11 protein-coding genes are annotated in these 14,903 nt (G+C 32.4%); 6 read left to right on the forward strand and 5 right to left on the reverse strand.

What is annotated here, in order from left to right; translation table 11 throughout:
* Complete coding sequence (locus tag IEV63_RS10160) at nt 1-2,382, reverse strand: efflux RND transporter permease subunit (RefSeq protein ID WP_188406704.1); 2,382 nt, start codon at nt 2,380-2,382, stop codon at nt 1-3.
* A gap of 352 nt (nt 2,383-2,734) precedes the next feature.
* Here IEV63_RS10160 and IEV63_RS10165 point away from each other — a divergent pair, with 352 nt between their 5' ends.
* The 3 genes from IEV63_RS10165 (at nt 2,735) to IEV63_RS10175 (ending at nt 5,878) form a co-directional block, all read left to right on the forward strand.
* On the forward strand, nt 2,735-3,982 hold the full coding sequence (locus tag IEV63_RS10165) for a PAS domain-containing sensor histidine kinase (protein ID WP_188406705.1): 1,248 nt from the start codon (nt 2,735-2,737) through the stop codon (nt 3,980-3,982).
* On the forward strand, nt 3,975-5,012 hold the full coding sequence (locus IEV63_RS10170; protein WP_188406706.1) for a response regulator: 1,038 nt from the start codon (nt 3,975-3,977) through the stop codon (nt 5,010-5,012). The genes IEV63_RS10165 and IEV63_RS10170 overlap by 8 nt, the downstream gene beginning before the upstream one ends.
* 77 nt (nt 5,013-5,089) lie before the next feature.
* Nucleotides 5,090-5,878, forward strand: coding sequence for a universal stress protein (locus tag IEV63_RS10175; RefSeq protein WP_188406707.1), 789 nt, complete (start codon nt 5,090-5,092; stop codon nt 5,876-5,878).
* Nucleotides 5,879-5,884: 6 nt separating this feature from the next.
* Here the strand turns inward: IEV63_RS10175 and IEV63_RS10180 are convergent, their stop codons facing one another.
* Entirely contained in the window at nt 5,885-6,718 is an 834-nt protein-coding gene (locus IEV63_RS10180) for a universal stress protein (protein ID WP_188406708.1), read from the reverse strand.
* Nucleotides 6,719-6,919: 201 nt separating this feature from the next.
* Between IEV63_RS10180 and rimP the strand changes: the two genes are divergently transcribed.
* The 3 genes from rimP to infB are packed head-to-tail and all read left to right on the forward strand — an operon-like array spanning nt 6,920 to nt 11,409.
* Nucleotides 6,920-7,393, forward strand: a complete 474-nt coding sequence (gene rimP, locus IEV63_RS10185) for a ribosome assembly cofactor RimP (protein ID WP_188406709.1) — start codon at nt 6,920-6,922, stop codon at nt 7,391-7,393.
* A 4-nt stretch (nt 7,394-7,397) separates the two neighbouring features.
* The gene (gene nusA, locus IEV63_RS10190; RefSeq protein WP_188406710.1) at nt 7,398-8,633 is read left to right on the forward strand and encodes a transcription termination factor NusA; all 1,236 of its coding nucleotides are present in this window, start codon (nt 7,398-7,400) and stop codon (nt 8,631-8,633) included.
* A gap of 52 nt (nt 8,634-8,685) precedes the next feature.
* Entirely contained in the window at nt 8,686-11,409 is a 2,724-nt protein-coding gene (infB, locus tag IEV63_RS10195) for a translation initiation factor IF-2 (protein WP_188406711.1), read from the forward strand.
* Nucleotides 11,410-11,993: 584 nt separating this feature from the next.
* Here infB and IEV63_RS10200 read toward each other — a convergent pair.
* The 3 genes from IEV63_RS10200 to IEV63_RS10210 are packed head-to-tail and all read right to left on the reverse strand — an operon-like array spanning nt 11,994 to nt 14,750.
* Nucleotides 11,994-12,155, reverse strand: coding sequence for a hypothetical protein (locus IEV63_RS10200; protein WP_188406712.1), 162 nt, complete (start codon nt 12,153-12,155; stop codon nt 11,994-11,996).
* Nucleotides 12,156-12,165: 10 nt separating this feature from the next.
* Complete coding sequence (locus IEV63_RS10205) at nt 12,166-13,626, reverse strand: P-loop NTPase family protein (RefSeq protein ID WP_188406713.1); 1,461 nt, start codon at nt 13,624-13,626, stop codon at nt 12,166-12,168.
* Nucleotides 13,627-13,628: 2 nt separating this feature from the next.
* Entirely contained in the window at nt 13,629-14,750 is a 1,122-nt protein-coding gene (locus tag IEV63_RS10210) for a vWA domain-containing protein (protein ID WP_188406714.1), read from the reverse strand.
* Nucleotides 14,751-14,903 lie beyond the last annotated feature (153 nt).

Consider the following 14,903-nt stretch of genomic DNA (forward strand, 5'->3'; position numbering starts at 1 on the left):
TTATTCTTCGTGATCTAAGATTTCAATTTGTGGTTTTTTGAGTGTTTTTTTATTGGCAATACTGCGTTCTAAAGACAAAAGTAAAGATGGTAATAACAATAAATTAGCTAGCATTGCAAATAATAAGGTGGCAGATACTAAGCCACCTAGAGCAACAGTACCGCCAAAACTGGAAATCATAAATACAGAAAAACCAAAAAATAATACGATGGATGTGTAAAACATACTTACTGCAGTTTCGCGTAAAGCGGGATATACAGATTTCTTTATTTTCCAATGATGTTGTTTTAGCTCTTGCCTATACTTTGCTAAAAAATGAATCGTATCGTCTACACTAATTCCAAATGCAATACTAAATACTAGAATAGTGGATGGTTTTATAGGAATGCCTAATAATCCCATCATACCAGCTGTCATTAATAATGGAAGCAAATTGGGGATTAACGAAATTAAGATCATCCTAAACGATCGAAACATCCAAGCCATAAAAATGGCAATTAACAATATTGCCAATCCAAGAGAAATGACCAGGTTTTTAACTAAATAACGTGTTCCTTTTTGAAAAATAAGGGCTTTGCCTGTAATACTTACCTCATATTTTTCTTTTGGAAAAATTTTATTGATTTGCGGCCACAAGCTAGCTTCTATGAGTTCCATTTCTTCGGTGCCTACATCTTTCATAAATGTAGTAATTCTTGCATATTGCCCGGTTGAATCTATAAATGCTGAAAAATTATTTTCGTCTCCAGCTATACTTTTTATATAAGGTGCAATGAAGTTTTGCTCTTGCCTTGTAGGTAGCTCGTAATATTTTGGGTTATTATTATAAAAAGCCTGTTTGCTGTATTTCGCAATATTTACTATCGAGATAGGTTTAGAGAGTTGCGGTAAATCTTCAATTAAAATAGATAATTTTTCCATTTTTTGAATTGTACTCAGCTTTGTAACTCCTTGTTTTTGCTTTGTGTTAATCATTATTTCTAATGGCATAATGCCATCAAATTCCTTTTCAAAAAATTGAATATCTTTAAAAAATGCTGCTTTTTGGGGCATATCTTCTAATAGACTCCCCGATATTTTAATGTTGTAAATGCCTATTATGCTTAAAACTAAAACGCTTATCGATATAAAGTAAATGCTTATGCGTTTGTGCTTAACTTTTGCTTCCATCCAATCTACAAAACCTTCAATCCATTGTTTGCCAAGATGTTTTAAATGCTTGTCTTTAGGGGCTGGCATGTAGCTGTAAATGATAGGTATTATAAGTAAACTAAGTAAAAATATAGAAATAATACATATAGAAGCCACAACTCCAAATTCTGTTAATAATTCACTCTGTGTAAAGATAAAGGTAGCAAAACCAGATGCAGTTGTTAAGTTGGTCATAAGCGTGGCGTTCCCCACTTTTGTTATCACACGTTGTAAAGATTTAGCCTGGTTACCATGTTTTTTTATCTCTTGTTGATATTTATTAATTAAAAAAATACAATTCGGTATGCCAATTACAATAATCAAGGGCGGAATAATGGCAGTTAATACGGTAATTTCGTATCCAAAAAGCCCTAAAAAACCAAATGCCCACATTACACCTATAACAACGGTAATCATTGAAATTAAGGTAGCTCGATAACTCCTAAAGAAAAAGAAAAATATAAATGAAGTAACTAACAAAGCACCTAAAACAAACCACTGTATTTCATCAACAATATTTTGCGAGTTGAGTGTGCGTATGTATGGCATGCCTGAAACATAAATACGCATGTTGTACTCTTCTTGAAATTTTTCCATGTAAGGCACAAAATCGTGTAACACAAACTCTTTGCGTTCTTTTTTGTTTACTATGGCTTTATCTAAATAGATTGCTGTTTGAAAAGTATTCGATTTTTTACTATAAACTAAACCTTCATAAAAAGGTAAATTTTCTAGTAATTCCTTTTTATAAGCTAAAAGCGCTTTTTCATTTAACGGATCTGAAGGAAATGCAGCTTCAAATTCAAAGCTTTTTTCTTTTTGATTTTTTGTGAGTTTTTGAAGGTTACCAATCCCTAAGGCATATTCAACTTCGGGAAATTTGGTTAAACTATCGGTTAAATTTGTCCAAGCCTGATATTTTTTTGGAGTAAATAAATCTGGATCTTTGGTTGCAATTACAATTAAGTTTCCTTCGTCTCCAAATTTTTCTAAGAAGCCTTTATATTCAATATTTATTGAATCATTATCGGGTAGTAAATTGGCTTCAGTATAAGAAAATCGCATTTTTTGCCACTGCGTTGAAAGAAAAAGTGTAGCAAGCATTAATAGAATTATAATTAAAATTCTATTCCTTAAAATGAAACGCGCTATGGTATTCCAAAAACCGAACGTAAATAATTTTATTTTCATGTATCAAAAAGAGCGCAAATTTATTAAAACCCAAGCAATGTAGGCTAAGCTTTTGCAAAAGCTTTTGTTTCAATTTGTTCTATTTTTATAAAATGGGTTTTAATTTCTGTTTTTGCTGATTTTTCCTGCCTAATACAATGAGTAAATTTTGTTTTTTAAATAGCCTTAATGGGTTTAAAGCTACTATAAAAGCTATGTTTTTTGTTGAAACACGAAAGCATTAAATAAAATATTCGATACTTTAAAGATTATTTTGAATAAAACAAAAGAGAACTCAGCTTGCTAGAAGTTTTTTAAACTTTGTGTCAAAAGATTAAAATGTATTGTAAATTTGAGCAATTAAATAACATTTGTGGATAAAGAAATTGGACAAAAAAGTATATTTTCATTACTATTTAAAGGTATTTCTGAAGGTGTATTGGTTGTAAATGAAGACCAAATTATAGTGCAGGTAAACGATTCTGCAGAAGAAATGTTTGGTTACGAAAACAACGAACTTATAGGTCAGCATTTAAATTTGCTTATACCATCTCATGTTCATGAAAAACACGACACTTACTTTAAGCAGTTTATTGAAAAAGGGGAAAGTAGAAAAATGGGTATTGGTCGAGATTTATTTGGAATTAAAAAAAACGGGAACAAATTTCCTGTAGAAGCTGGACTAAGTCCATTTCAATACGACAATTATAATTTTGTACTTTCCTTAGTAACAGATATAACTACTCGAAAAGAAAACGAAAAAGAAATAAATGATCTTAACCAAGCCTTAGAAAAGAAAGTTAGTCAGCGTACCAATGAGCTTAAACGCACAGTAGATCAGCTTTACGATTTTAATAAAGAGTTGGAGCAGGAAATTAAAAAGCGTAAGCAGGCAGAAACTAAAATTAAAAATTCACTTAAAAAAGAACGAGAATTAAACGATTTAAAAACCAAATTTTTGTCTTTAGTCTCTCACGAATTTAAAACTCCTTTAAGCGGAATCTTATCTTCGGCAACTTTAATAGGAAAGTACCAAAAAGAAGACCAACAAGCCAACCGCGAAAAACATTTAAATACGATTAAAAACAAAGTACATTATTTAACCAATATCTTAAACGACTTCTTGTCTATAGAGCGTTTAGAATCGGGTAAAGTGAATTATAAATTTGAAGAATTTAGTTTGGTAGGTCTAGTAAACGAAGTGGTTTACTCTGCTAACATCAACCTTAAAAATGGGCAAGAAATTAATTATCCTAAAAATTTAGAAGACTGTATTTTAAAACAAGATAAAAGTGTTTTAGAGTTAGTACTGTCTAATTTATTAAGCAATGCTATCAAATATTCTAACGAAGATACAACCATCAACTTTGATATTCAACAAGCTGGTCATATGTTGTTTTTTGAAGTAAAAGACCAAGGTATTGGAATACCACAAAAAGACCAAAAGCATATATTTGAACGATATTTTAGAGCAGAAAATGCATTATTAAATCAAGGTACAGGTATTGGATTAAACATCGCTATGGTACATTTGCAAAATCTTGGAGGCGATATAAGTTTTGAAAGTAAAGAAGGCAAAGGCAGTATTTTTAAAGTAAAAATTCCTATACAATATGAGTAAACGAGTACTTTTAATTGAAGACGACCAAACTGTAAGAGAAAATACAGAAGAACTTTTAATGCTATCGGACTATAAAGTTTATACAGCAAAAAATGGGAAAGAAGGCGTTGCGGTTGCTAAAAAAGAATTGCCAGATATTATTGTTTGCGATGTTATGATGCCCGAAATGGATGGGTATGGTGTTTTAACACATCTAGCTGAAGACGAAAAAACTTTAGCTATTCCTTTTATTTTTCTTTCGGCTAAAACTGATCATAAAGATATAAGAAAAGGAATGGATTTGGGCGCAGACGACTACTTAACTAAACCTTTTGAAGAAGACGACTTAATTAATGCTATTGAAAGTAGAATAGCTAAAGTAGATATTTTAAAGTCAAGGAGACAAAACGAATCTTCAATAAAGCAAAATTTAAACATTACACACTTTAAGGAAAGCTTAAAGACTTACCCTACCCAAAATTTTTCTGCAGGAGATTATATTTACCAACCCAATGAAGCAGCAAGCAATTTGTACTTAATTAAACGAGGCGTGGTAAAATCCTATCATGTAGATGCATCGGGAAAAGAATTAATAACAGGACTGCATAAGATAGATTCTTTTTTTGGAAATTTAATTTTTAAAAAGCCCGTGGTGCATAAAGAATATGCCGCAGCTTTAGAAGATTCTGAAATACATTGCATACCAAAGCAAGATGTACAATCTTTTTTAGAAGCCAATCACCATGTGTTGTACGACATTATAGATATATTAGATGAGCATTTAGAAGACACAAAAAATCAGTTGTTAGATATGGCATATAGCTCTGTACAGCGAAAAACAGCTCAGACCATACTTCTTTTTACCGAACGTTTAAAGAAAAATAAGCTTAGCCAGATTCGAATTTCAAGATCAGATTTAGCATCGGTGGCTGGTATTGCATCAGAAAGTTTAATTAGAACATTATCTAAATTCAAAAAACAAGGAATTTTAGAAATAGAAGGAAGAAACATAAAAATAAACGATTTTGAAGCCTTAGAAAAAATAACTTAATCAACCTTAATTGATAAAAGTCATTTTTTTGAAATAGCAACTTAAATACATTTGGCGAAAATATTTTTTTCGATTAAATGAATCTATTGCTACTTACCGATTTTTCGCATCATGCAATGCACTCGCATCGGTATGCATTAGAACTTTATAAAAATCGACCTATAAACGTATTTTTACTTCATGTAAAAAAGCCATGTGTAAACACAGAAAAATGTAGTGGTAGCTGTAAGTTGGCTTTGCATCAAAAATTAAATACAGATTTACAAAGTTTAAGCAATGTAAATAAAGAAGCTACTTACAAAAGTTTAATGGCCGAAGGAAGTTTTATAGAAGAAGTAAGAGCAGCCATAATTAAACATAATATTGACTTACTTGTTATTGGCGCCAAAGGCAAGTCTACTCAAAATGAAGCAGCCATAGGAAGTCACACACACGCTATTGCTACTAAAGTTAAATGTCCAGTTTTAATTGTTTTTGAAAATAGCACTTTAATGAATCCTTCAAGAATTTTATTTCCTGTAAATTACACAGATGCTTTATACCCAGCTTGTTTGGATAAATTAAAAAACTTACCTGACTGGGAAAATTTAGAGATTTTTATATTAGAGTTAAAACCACTTACAGTAGCAGAGCATCTTGTATTAAGCTCAAAACAAATTTTAGAAGATAATTTAAGCACCGAACTATCAGTTACTTTTTTTAACAAAGAAAAACATCAGGTAAAACTAACAAAAGAGAGTGCAGCATACGATTTAATGGTCTTTGCAGCTAAAAATTTAAGTGTTGGGAATCAGGTATTTTCGGAGTTAAAAACAAATAAGGGAGCTTTACCTAATCAAGCCCCCTTATTTGTATTACATGCATAAAATGCTTTATTCGCTTATATTGAAAGTAATTACAGGTCTTTTGGCATGGTTTACAATGTGCTCACTTAAGCTACCATTAAGCAGCCTAGAAATCCCTTTTCTGCCGTGAGTTCCAATGCCAATAACATCAGCTTTCATTTTATTTGCAAAATTTAAAATTCCATCTTCTGTGTTTTTATCATTTCGAACAACAATTTTAAAATTAGGGTCATTCACTTTGTTTTTAAATTTTTCAATTTGCTCGTCGATATGGTCTGATGTCCTAAATTTACCTACAGTATTTACAAAAACGGTAGTCATATCAACATTCATTTTTTTAGAAAATTTTCGAGCATTTTCGTAAGATTCGGCAGTTTCTAGAGCTAAGTTAGTAGCAAATAATAAGTGTTTGGCTTTAAATTCTTCCGTTTCACTTTTAATAACTAAAACAGGAATTTTAGAATACCGAACTACTTTTTCTGTATTTGAGCCCACAAAAACTTCTTTTAAGCCTTCCGCTCCGTGCGATCCCATAATAATTAAATCACAATTATGTTTTTCGCCAACTTTCATTATTCCGTCAAAAGCTTCATTAAATTCAACAGTTTCATGAACTTTTATATCTTTTAAATAATCTTTATTCATTGCTGCTGTAAAACGTTGGTGAGCTAATTTCATAAAGAAAATAGATTCAGGTAAATCGCTACTAGAAGACGCTTTAGGATCTATTAAATCTAGAGGTAAATCTAGTAAGTGAAGTAAAAATATTTCACCATTATGTTTTTTAGCAATTTTAGCGGCTACTTTTAAAGCATTTTCTGCTAAAGGAGAAAAGTCGGTTGGTACAAGGATTTTTTTCATATTAAAAATTTTAATAAATATACAAAAAGTATTTGTTTTAGTATTTAAGCCGCACTAAGCTTTTTAAATTATCTTCAATATATTGGTCTACAAAAATATCCTTAATTAAAAATTTTTCAAAACCAATATTTATATGTAATTTTGCAAATGATTTTAAGAATTGGAGGAACGAGGGGACAATAGTCCCCTCTTTTTATAACTATGAGTACGTTAGCACAAAAAGCAGAGACTTATTTAAAACAAGCCATTACAGAAAACCCACAACTTTTTGTGGTTAGTTTAGATGTTACCAATGCCAACCATATAAAAGTGGTAATCGATGGAGATCAAGACGTTTCGATTTCAGACTGTATGGCAGTAAGCCGAGCCATCGAGCATGAGTTAGATAGAGATGAAGAAGATTTTGCCGTAGAAGTAACATCTTTTGGTGTGGGCGAAAAACTTATGTTTCCTAGGCAGTTTATTAAAAACGTTGGAAGAAAACTCGATGTAGAAACCGATAAAGAAAAAATTAAAGCTGACTTAGTTTCTGCTACCAGCCAAGCTATTCGGCTTACTTGGAAAGCTAGAGAACCTAAGCCAGTAGGCAAAGGAAAGCATACTGTAGATAAAGAAGTAGAACTAGCTTATGCAGATATAAAACAAGCAAAAGTGATGATAACATTTAACAAATAATGATATGGAAAATATCGATTTAATTAATTCATTTTCAGAATTTAAAGATGATAAATTTATAGATCGTGTAACTTTAATGTCTATTCTGGAAGAAGTATTTAGAGCAGCTTTAAAAAGAAAATACGGAGAAGACGATAATTTTGATATTATTATCAATCCAGATAAAGGTGATTTAGAAATTTGGAGAAACCGAATTGTTGTAAACGATGGAGAAGTTGAAGACAGTAACCAAGAAATATCACTAACTGAAGCAAGGCAAATTGAGCCAGATTTTGAAGTAGGCGAAGATGTTTCTGAAGAAGTAAAATTAGCACAACTTGGAAGAAGAGCAATTTTGTCTTTAAGACAGAACCTAATTGCTAAAATTCACGAACACGATAACACCAATATCTTTAAACAATTTAAAGATTTAGAAGGCGAAATTTACACCGCCGAAGTACACCATGTACGACATAAAGTTGTTATATTAGTAGATGATGATGGCAACGAATTAATTATACCAAAGGAGCACCAAATACCAAGAGATTTTTACCGAAAAGGAGATTCCGTTCGCGGTGTAATTCACAGTGTAGAACTTCGAGGTAATAAACCATCTATTATTTTGTCTAGAACTTCTCCTGTATTTTTAGAAAAGTTATTCGAACAAGAAATTCCAGAAGTTTTCGATGGTTTAATTAATGTAAAAGGTTGTGTTCGTGTTCCTGGTGAAAAAGCTAAAGTTGCTGTAGATACCTACGATGACCGAATTGATCCTGTTGGAGCTTGCGTAGGTATGCGCGGTTCTAGAATACACGGAATTGTTCGCGAATTGGGGAACGAGAACATAGATGTAATTAATTTTACAAATAACATTCATCTTTACATAACTAGAGCTTTAAGTCCAGCAAAAATTGTTTCGCTTAAACTGAATGAAGACAAAAAAACGGCAGAAGTTTCTTTAAAACCAGAAGAAGTTTCTAAAGCAATAGGGCGAGGCGGACATAATATAAGGCTGGCATGCCAATTAACAGGTTACGAAATTGAAGTAATTCGCGATGGATTAGCAGAAGAAGATGTAGAGCTAACTGAATTTACGGATGAAATTGATACCTGGATTATAAATGAATTTAAGAAAATAGGCCTAGATACAGCAAGAAGTATTTTAGAGCAAGATATCCAAGATTTAGTTCGTAGAACGGATTTGGAAGAAGAAACAATAGTAGAAGTAATTAGAATTTTAAAAGAAGAATTTGAAGATTAGTGATTTCAACTAATCTTTGTGTATTTTTGGACTGCAAATTAGAGAGCATTATATGGCTGAAGCAAAAAAAATTAGATTAAATAAGGTTTTACGAGAGTTTAATATTTCACTAGACCGAGCGGTAGAATTTCTTAGTTCCGAAGGTTATGAAATAGAAGCTAGACCGACTACCAAAATTTCTGACGAAGTGTATCAGGTGCTTTCTGATAACTTCGAGACGGATAAGAGTAAAAAAGTAGCTTCAAAAGAAGTAAGCGAAGAGAAAAAGAAAGAAAAAGAAGAAATTCGCTTAGCTAGAGAAAAAGAGCTTCAAAAAATTAAGGATGCTGAAGCAGCTAAAGCTAAAGCCCGTGAAGAAGAAATTTTAAAAGCTAAAGAAAAAGCGAAACTTGCAGGACCAAAACAAGTAGGTAAAATAGATTTAGATAAGAGCAAAAAAGCTAAAGATTCTTCTAGTGAAAAAAAATCGCCTGAAGATAAATCTAAACAAGAAGCATCCAAAAGTGAAAAAGCAACACCATCAAATGCTAAGCAAAACCTGCAGCCCAATCAAAAAAATAAATCTAATTCTGCCGACCAGCAGCCAGCAAAACGCAAGGAAGCTGAACCTGGAGATGCTGGTACTGAAGCACACGAAACTTCTTACACAAAATTAAAAGGCCCTAATTTTACTGGCGAAAAAATTGATCTCGATCAATTTAAGAAGAAGAAAAAACCAGAAGCGAAAAAGCCATCTACATCATCTGCAGACCAAAAGAAAAAACGCAGAAAACGAATAACTAAAAATCCTACTGCAGGAAGAAATGCTGCGGACAATAGGAAGAATAAAGGCAATGCACGTGGTCAAAAAGCAACACCTAAAGCAGAACCCACTGAAGAAGAAGTACAAAAGCAAGTACGCGAAACCTTAGAAAAGTTACAAGGAAAAGGTGGCAAAGGAAAAGGAGCACGCTACCGTAAAGATAAAAGAGACCAACATAAGCAAAAATCTCAACAGGAACTTGAACAGCAAGAGCTAGATAGTAAAACATTAAAAGTAACAGAATTTGTTACAGTTAATGAAGTATCTACCATGATGGATGTACCCGTTACTAAAATTATTTCTGCATGTATGTCTTTGGGAATGATGGTAACGATGAACCAACGTCTAGATGCAGATACTTTAAGTATTGTAGCTGAAGAATTTGGTTATGATGTAGAGTTTGTTTCTGAAGAAATTGAACCAATTACCGATTTGGTAGAAGAAAATCCAGAAGATTTAGAGCCACGTGCGCCAATTGTTACCGTAATGGGACACGTAGACCACGGTAAAACATCTTTATTAGATTACATAAGAGAAGAAAATGTAATAGCAGGCGAGAGTGGTGGAATTACTCAGCATATAGGTGCTTACGGAGTAAAATTAAAAGATGGTCAAAAAATAGCATTTTTAGATACACCTGGTCACGAAGCTTTTACAGCTATGCGAGCTCGTGGTGCAAAAGTAACCGATATTGCAATAATTGTAGTAGCAGCAGACGACGATGTTATGCCGCAAACAAAAGAAGCAATTGCTCATGCTCAAGCTGCAGAAGTACCAATTGTTTTTGCAATTAATAAAGTAGATTTGCCTACTGCAAACCCAGAAAAAATTAAAGAAAAATTAGCCGCCTTAGATTTGTTAGTTGAAGATTGGGGTGGTAAAATTCAGTCGCACGACATTTCTGCTAAAAAAGGAACTGGTGTGGCAGAACTATTAGAAAAAGTATTGCTTGAAGCAGAAATTTTAGATTTAAAAGCAAATCCAAATCGTTTAGCTACAGGTACCGTTGTTGAAGCCTTTTTAGATAAAGGACGTGGTTATGTATCAACTATATTGGTTCAATCTGGTACGCTTAAAGTTGGAGATTACTTGCTAGCTGGTACAACTTCTGGTAAAATTAAAGCCATGCAAGATGAACGTGGTAATCGAGTTAACGAAGCTGGCCCATCAACTCCCGTTTCTATTTTAGGTTTAGATGGTGCTCCACAAGCCGGAGACACCTTCAAAGTAATGCAAGATGAACGAGAAGCGAAAGATATTGCTGCTAAACGAACTCAACTAATGCGCGAACAAAATGTACGTACGCAAAAACACATTACTTTAGATGAAATTGGTAGGCGTATTGCTTTAGGCGACTTTAAAGAATTAAATGTAATTCTAAAAGCTGATGTAGATGGTTCAGTTGAAGCTTTGAGCGATAGTTTGCAAAAATTATCTACAGAAGAAATTCAAGTGAAGATTATACATAAAGGTGTAGGTGCTATTACCGAGTCTGACGTATTGTTAGCTTCTGCTTCCGATGCCGTAATTATCGGCTTTAATGTAAGACCTGCTGGTGCAGCGAGACAATTGGCCGATAAAGAAGAAATCGATATCCGTATGTATTCTATTATCTATGATGCTATAAACGACATTAAAGATGCGATGGAAGGAATGCTTTCACCAGAATTAAAAGAAGAAATTACTGGTACGGCTGAAATTAGAGAAACTTTCAAGATTTCGAAAATTGGAACGATTGCAGGTTGTATGGTAACTTCAGGTAAAATTTATCGAAATTCAAATATTAGAATAATACGTGATGGTATTGTTGTTCATTCGGGAACATTATCAACGCTAAAACGTTTCAAAGACGATGTAAAAGAAGTTTCCAAAGGCTATGACTGTGGTATGCAAATTAAAAACTATAACGACATTAAAATCGATGACATTATAGAAGCTTACCAAGAAGTTGAGGTGAAAAAGAAACTGAAATAGAATTAAGTTTTTCATTAATATAAAAAAACCACCTCGATAATAGGTGGTTTTTTTGATGTAATTGGTGTTATTCATCAAATCTAATTTATTTAATAAACATCTGTATTACTCTAGTATTATAATTCACCACTAAGCTAATTCAATTGTTTTAGTGAATAAGTTGTGTTTTGTAAGTTTTTTATTTGGTATAAAACTTCTAAAAATCAATTAAATTAATCGTGTAAATATTTACATAATACGTGCCGTTTATAACATGGTTAAGCAATAAAAAAGGTAATTAGAACAATCTACATCAGTATTTGTAGTATAAGGGCTATGAAAGATAAAAATAGCTGGTCTTGTAAAATTGTACTGCTTAGCTTATTTGCTTTTTTGGTAAGCCACCTATGTTTGCACAAAGCTTAGGAGATGCACTTGGTTTTACAGATACGGTTAACGATGTTTCTAAAGCACCAATTAATATGTTTGTAGTTTTGGCTAGGTTATATCGGTATTAAAAAGTTGAAACCTTAATTTTTTTAAAAAGTATATAATAACAAAGGGAGTCCGTTTAGAACTCCCTTTTTTTATTTACGTTATATAAACTATTTACTGATGTTTTGTTTTCTATAAATCGAGTAAAAAATCACAATGGCAACAATTAATAAAAAGCCAAGTAAAAAAAACCAATTTTCACTTAGAAATTCACCAAGCACAAATTCATAGTTTTCTGAAACATTTTCGGGTTTTGGTATTTCACTTTGCATAAGATAAATATTAAATGTTGTTTAGATAGTCTCCAAGTAAATCTCTAAATTGATTTCCTTCTGTAAATCGATGTTTGCTTAGTTTTTGATGTGCAGTTAAAGCCCAAAGAACCAATTCCATATAAAAATATATATCTTCAGATTTTATGTCTTTTACATGTTTTTTCACAAACGAAAATAAGGGCTCAATCTGAATTAATTCAGCTTTATATTCATCATCAGATACATAATCAAATAATTCAACTTGATTCCCATCATAAAACCATTCTAGTATTGCTTTATAAGGTAGTTTATCGCTTTCTTTTTCTAATTTTTTTAAAGGTGGAAAATAATTTTCATGTTGTTTCTTAATAGCATTTTCTAATAATTGAAGCGCTACATAGTCTGCTCCAGCTTGTTCGCCTTCATAAAGCAATTCTACTTTGCCTGTAATCGAAGGAATAATCCCTACAAAATCAGATAATCGAACTTTTGTTTTATTTTCTCCATTGGTGAGTGCTCTTCGCTCTGCTGTGCTAATTAAGTTTTGGTATGCAGTAATACTTAACCGAGCACTCACACCGCTTTTAGCATCTACATATTCACTTTCGCGAGCTTCAAAACTAATTTGTTCTAGTAAGTCTTTTGCAATTTCAGGTACATCGACCATTTGTTGATTCACTTCTAGTTTAGCCTCTTGTTGGGTTATGGTTTTTGCGGTTGGTATATCTTTTGGATAATGGGTTAAGATTTGTGAACCAATACGATCTTTCAGTGGTGTTACAATACTACCACGATTGGTGTAATCTTCTGGATTAGCTGTAAATATAAATTGCAAATCTAAGGGTAAACGCAGTTTAAAACCTCGTATTTGGATATCGCCTTCTTGTAAAATATTGAATAAAGCCACTTGAATTCTAGCTTGTAAATCGGGAAGTTCGTTAATTACAAAAATACACCGATGGGCTCTAGGAATCATACCAAAGTGAATTACACGCTCATCGGTATAGTTTAATTTTAAATTAGCTGCTTTAATCGGATCGATGTCGCCAATTAAATCGGCTACAGAAACATCGGGAGTAGCTAATTTTTCGAAAAAACGTTCGCTACGATGCAACCAAGTAATTGGTGTTTTATCTCCGTGTTTTTCAATTTGTTCTTTAGCAAATCTAGAAATCGGATGTAAAGGATCATCGTTTATTTCAGAACCTTCAATTACTGGAATATATTCATCTAATAACTGAATTAAGTTTCGAGCGATTCTAGTTTTTGCCTGACCTCGCAATCCTAATAAATTAATGTTGTGTCTCGAAAGTATTGCTCTCTCTAATTCAGGAATAACTGTGTTTTCAAAACCGTGAATTCCTTCAAAGGTGTTTTCTTGATTTTTAATTTTGGTAATTAAATTAACCCTTAATTCATCTTTAATACTTTTTGAAAAGTAATTGGCAGCTTTTAAGTCACCTAAGTTTTGTATTGTCTTTATTTTCATAATTATCGCATTCTTTTTTTTCGGTTGTTTTCATAATCTTCAAAAATCATTTCTCCTAGACCTTCTAAGCCAGCATAAATAGCTTTTCCACGGTTTGATGCTGTAAATTCTTCAACAAATCTTCGCAAATACGGGTCTGAAGTTATCATAAATGTAGTTATAGGAATGTTTAATTTTTTAGCTTGTGCTGCCATATTGTAGCATTTTTCTGTAATAAAAGGGTCCAATCCAGCACTATTTTTGTAATAGCTACCATCGGTCATTTTTAAACAGCTTGGTTTACCATCGGTTATCATGAAAATTTGTTTATTGGCGTTTCGTTTTCTTCTTAAAATATCCATAGCCAATTGTAAACCAGCGACGGTATTGGTATGATACGGGCCAACTTGTAGGTAGGGTAAATCTTTTATTTTTACAGGCCAAGCATCATTTCCAAAAACTATAATATCTATGCTGTCTTTTGGGTAACGGGTGGTAACTAATTCGGCTAAAGCCATAGCTACTTTTTTTGCAGGTGTAATTCGATCTTCGCCATAAAGAATCATACTATGGCTAATATCAATCATTAAAACGGTGCTCATTTGGCTGTTATGCGAAGTTTCTTTTACAACTAAGTCATCTTCTGTAAGCTGAAAATCACCAATTCCATGATTTACTTGTGCGTTTTTAATAGAGTCGGTCATAGAAATTTTATCTAAAGTGTCTCCAAATTGATAGTCGCGAAGCACTCCAGTTTCTTCATCTCCAATGCCTGTATGTTTGGTTTTATGTTGCCCTGTTCTACTTTTTTTTAGTTTTCCGAAGATTTGCTCTAAAGCTCTTTTACGAATGGCTTGTTCGGTTTTATCTGTTATTTGTAAACCATTTTTTCCATCGGGCTTCACTTCTTCACGGAGATAGCCTTTCTTTTTTAAGTCTTCAATAAAATCTTCTAAGCTATAATCATCGGTGGTTAACTTATACTCTTTGTCAAGCTGTTTTAACCAATCCATGGCTTCATCAAAATCGCCAGATGTATAGGTAATTAATTCTTTAAATACTTCAAATAAACGATCGAAAGGTGAAGTGCTTTTAGCTTCAAATTGACTGAAACGAAAACCAGTAGAATTCATTTTTTTTTCCATAGCCTAAAAATAGGAGTAAATTGAAGCAATTGAAACTAAGTATTTGTTAAACTGCGGCTAAAATTTGAAAATATAAAATTTACAACTTAGTTGCTTTAATTTGAAATATTTAATGTGCTATGAACCAATTTAACAACAAAGTCAGTTCAGCTC

Source organism: Psychroflexus salis, from assembly GCF_014640175.1.
Taxonomy (GTDB): Bacteria; Bacteroidota; Bacteroidia; order Flavobacteriales; family Flavobacteriaceae; genus Psychroflexus; species Psychroflexus salis.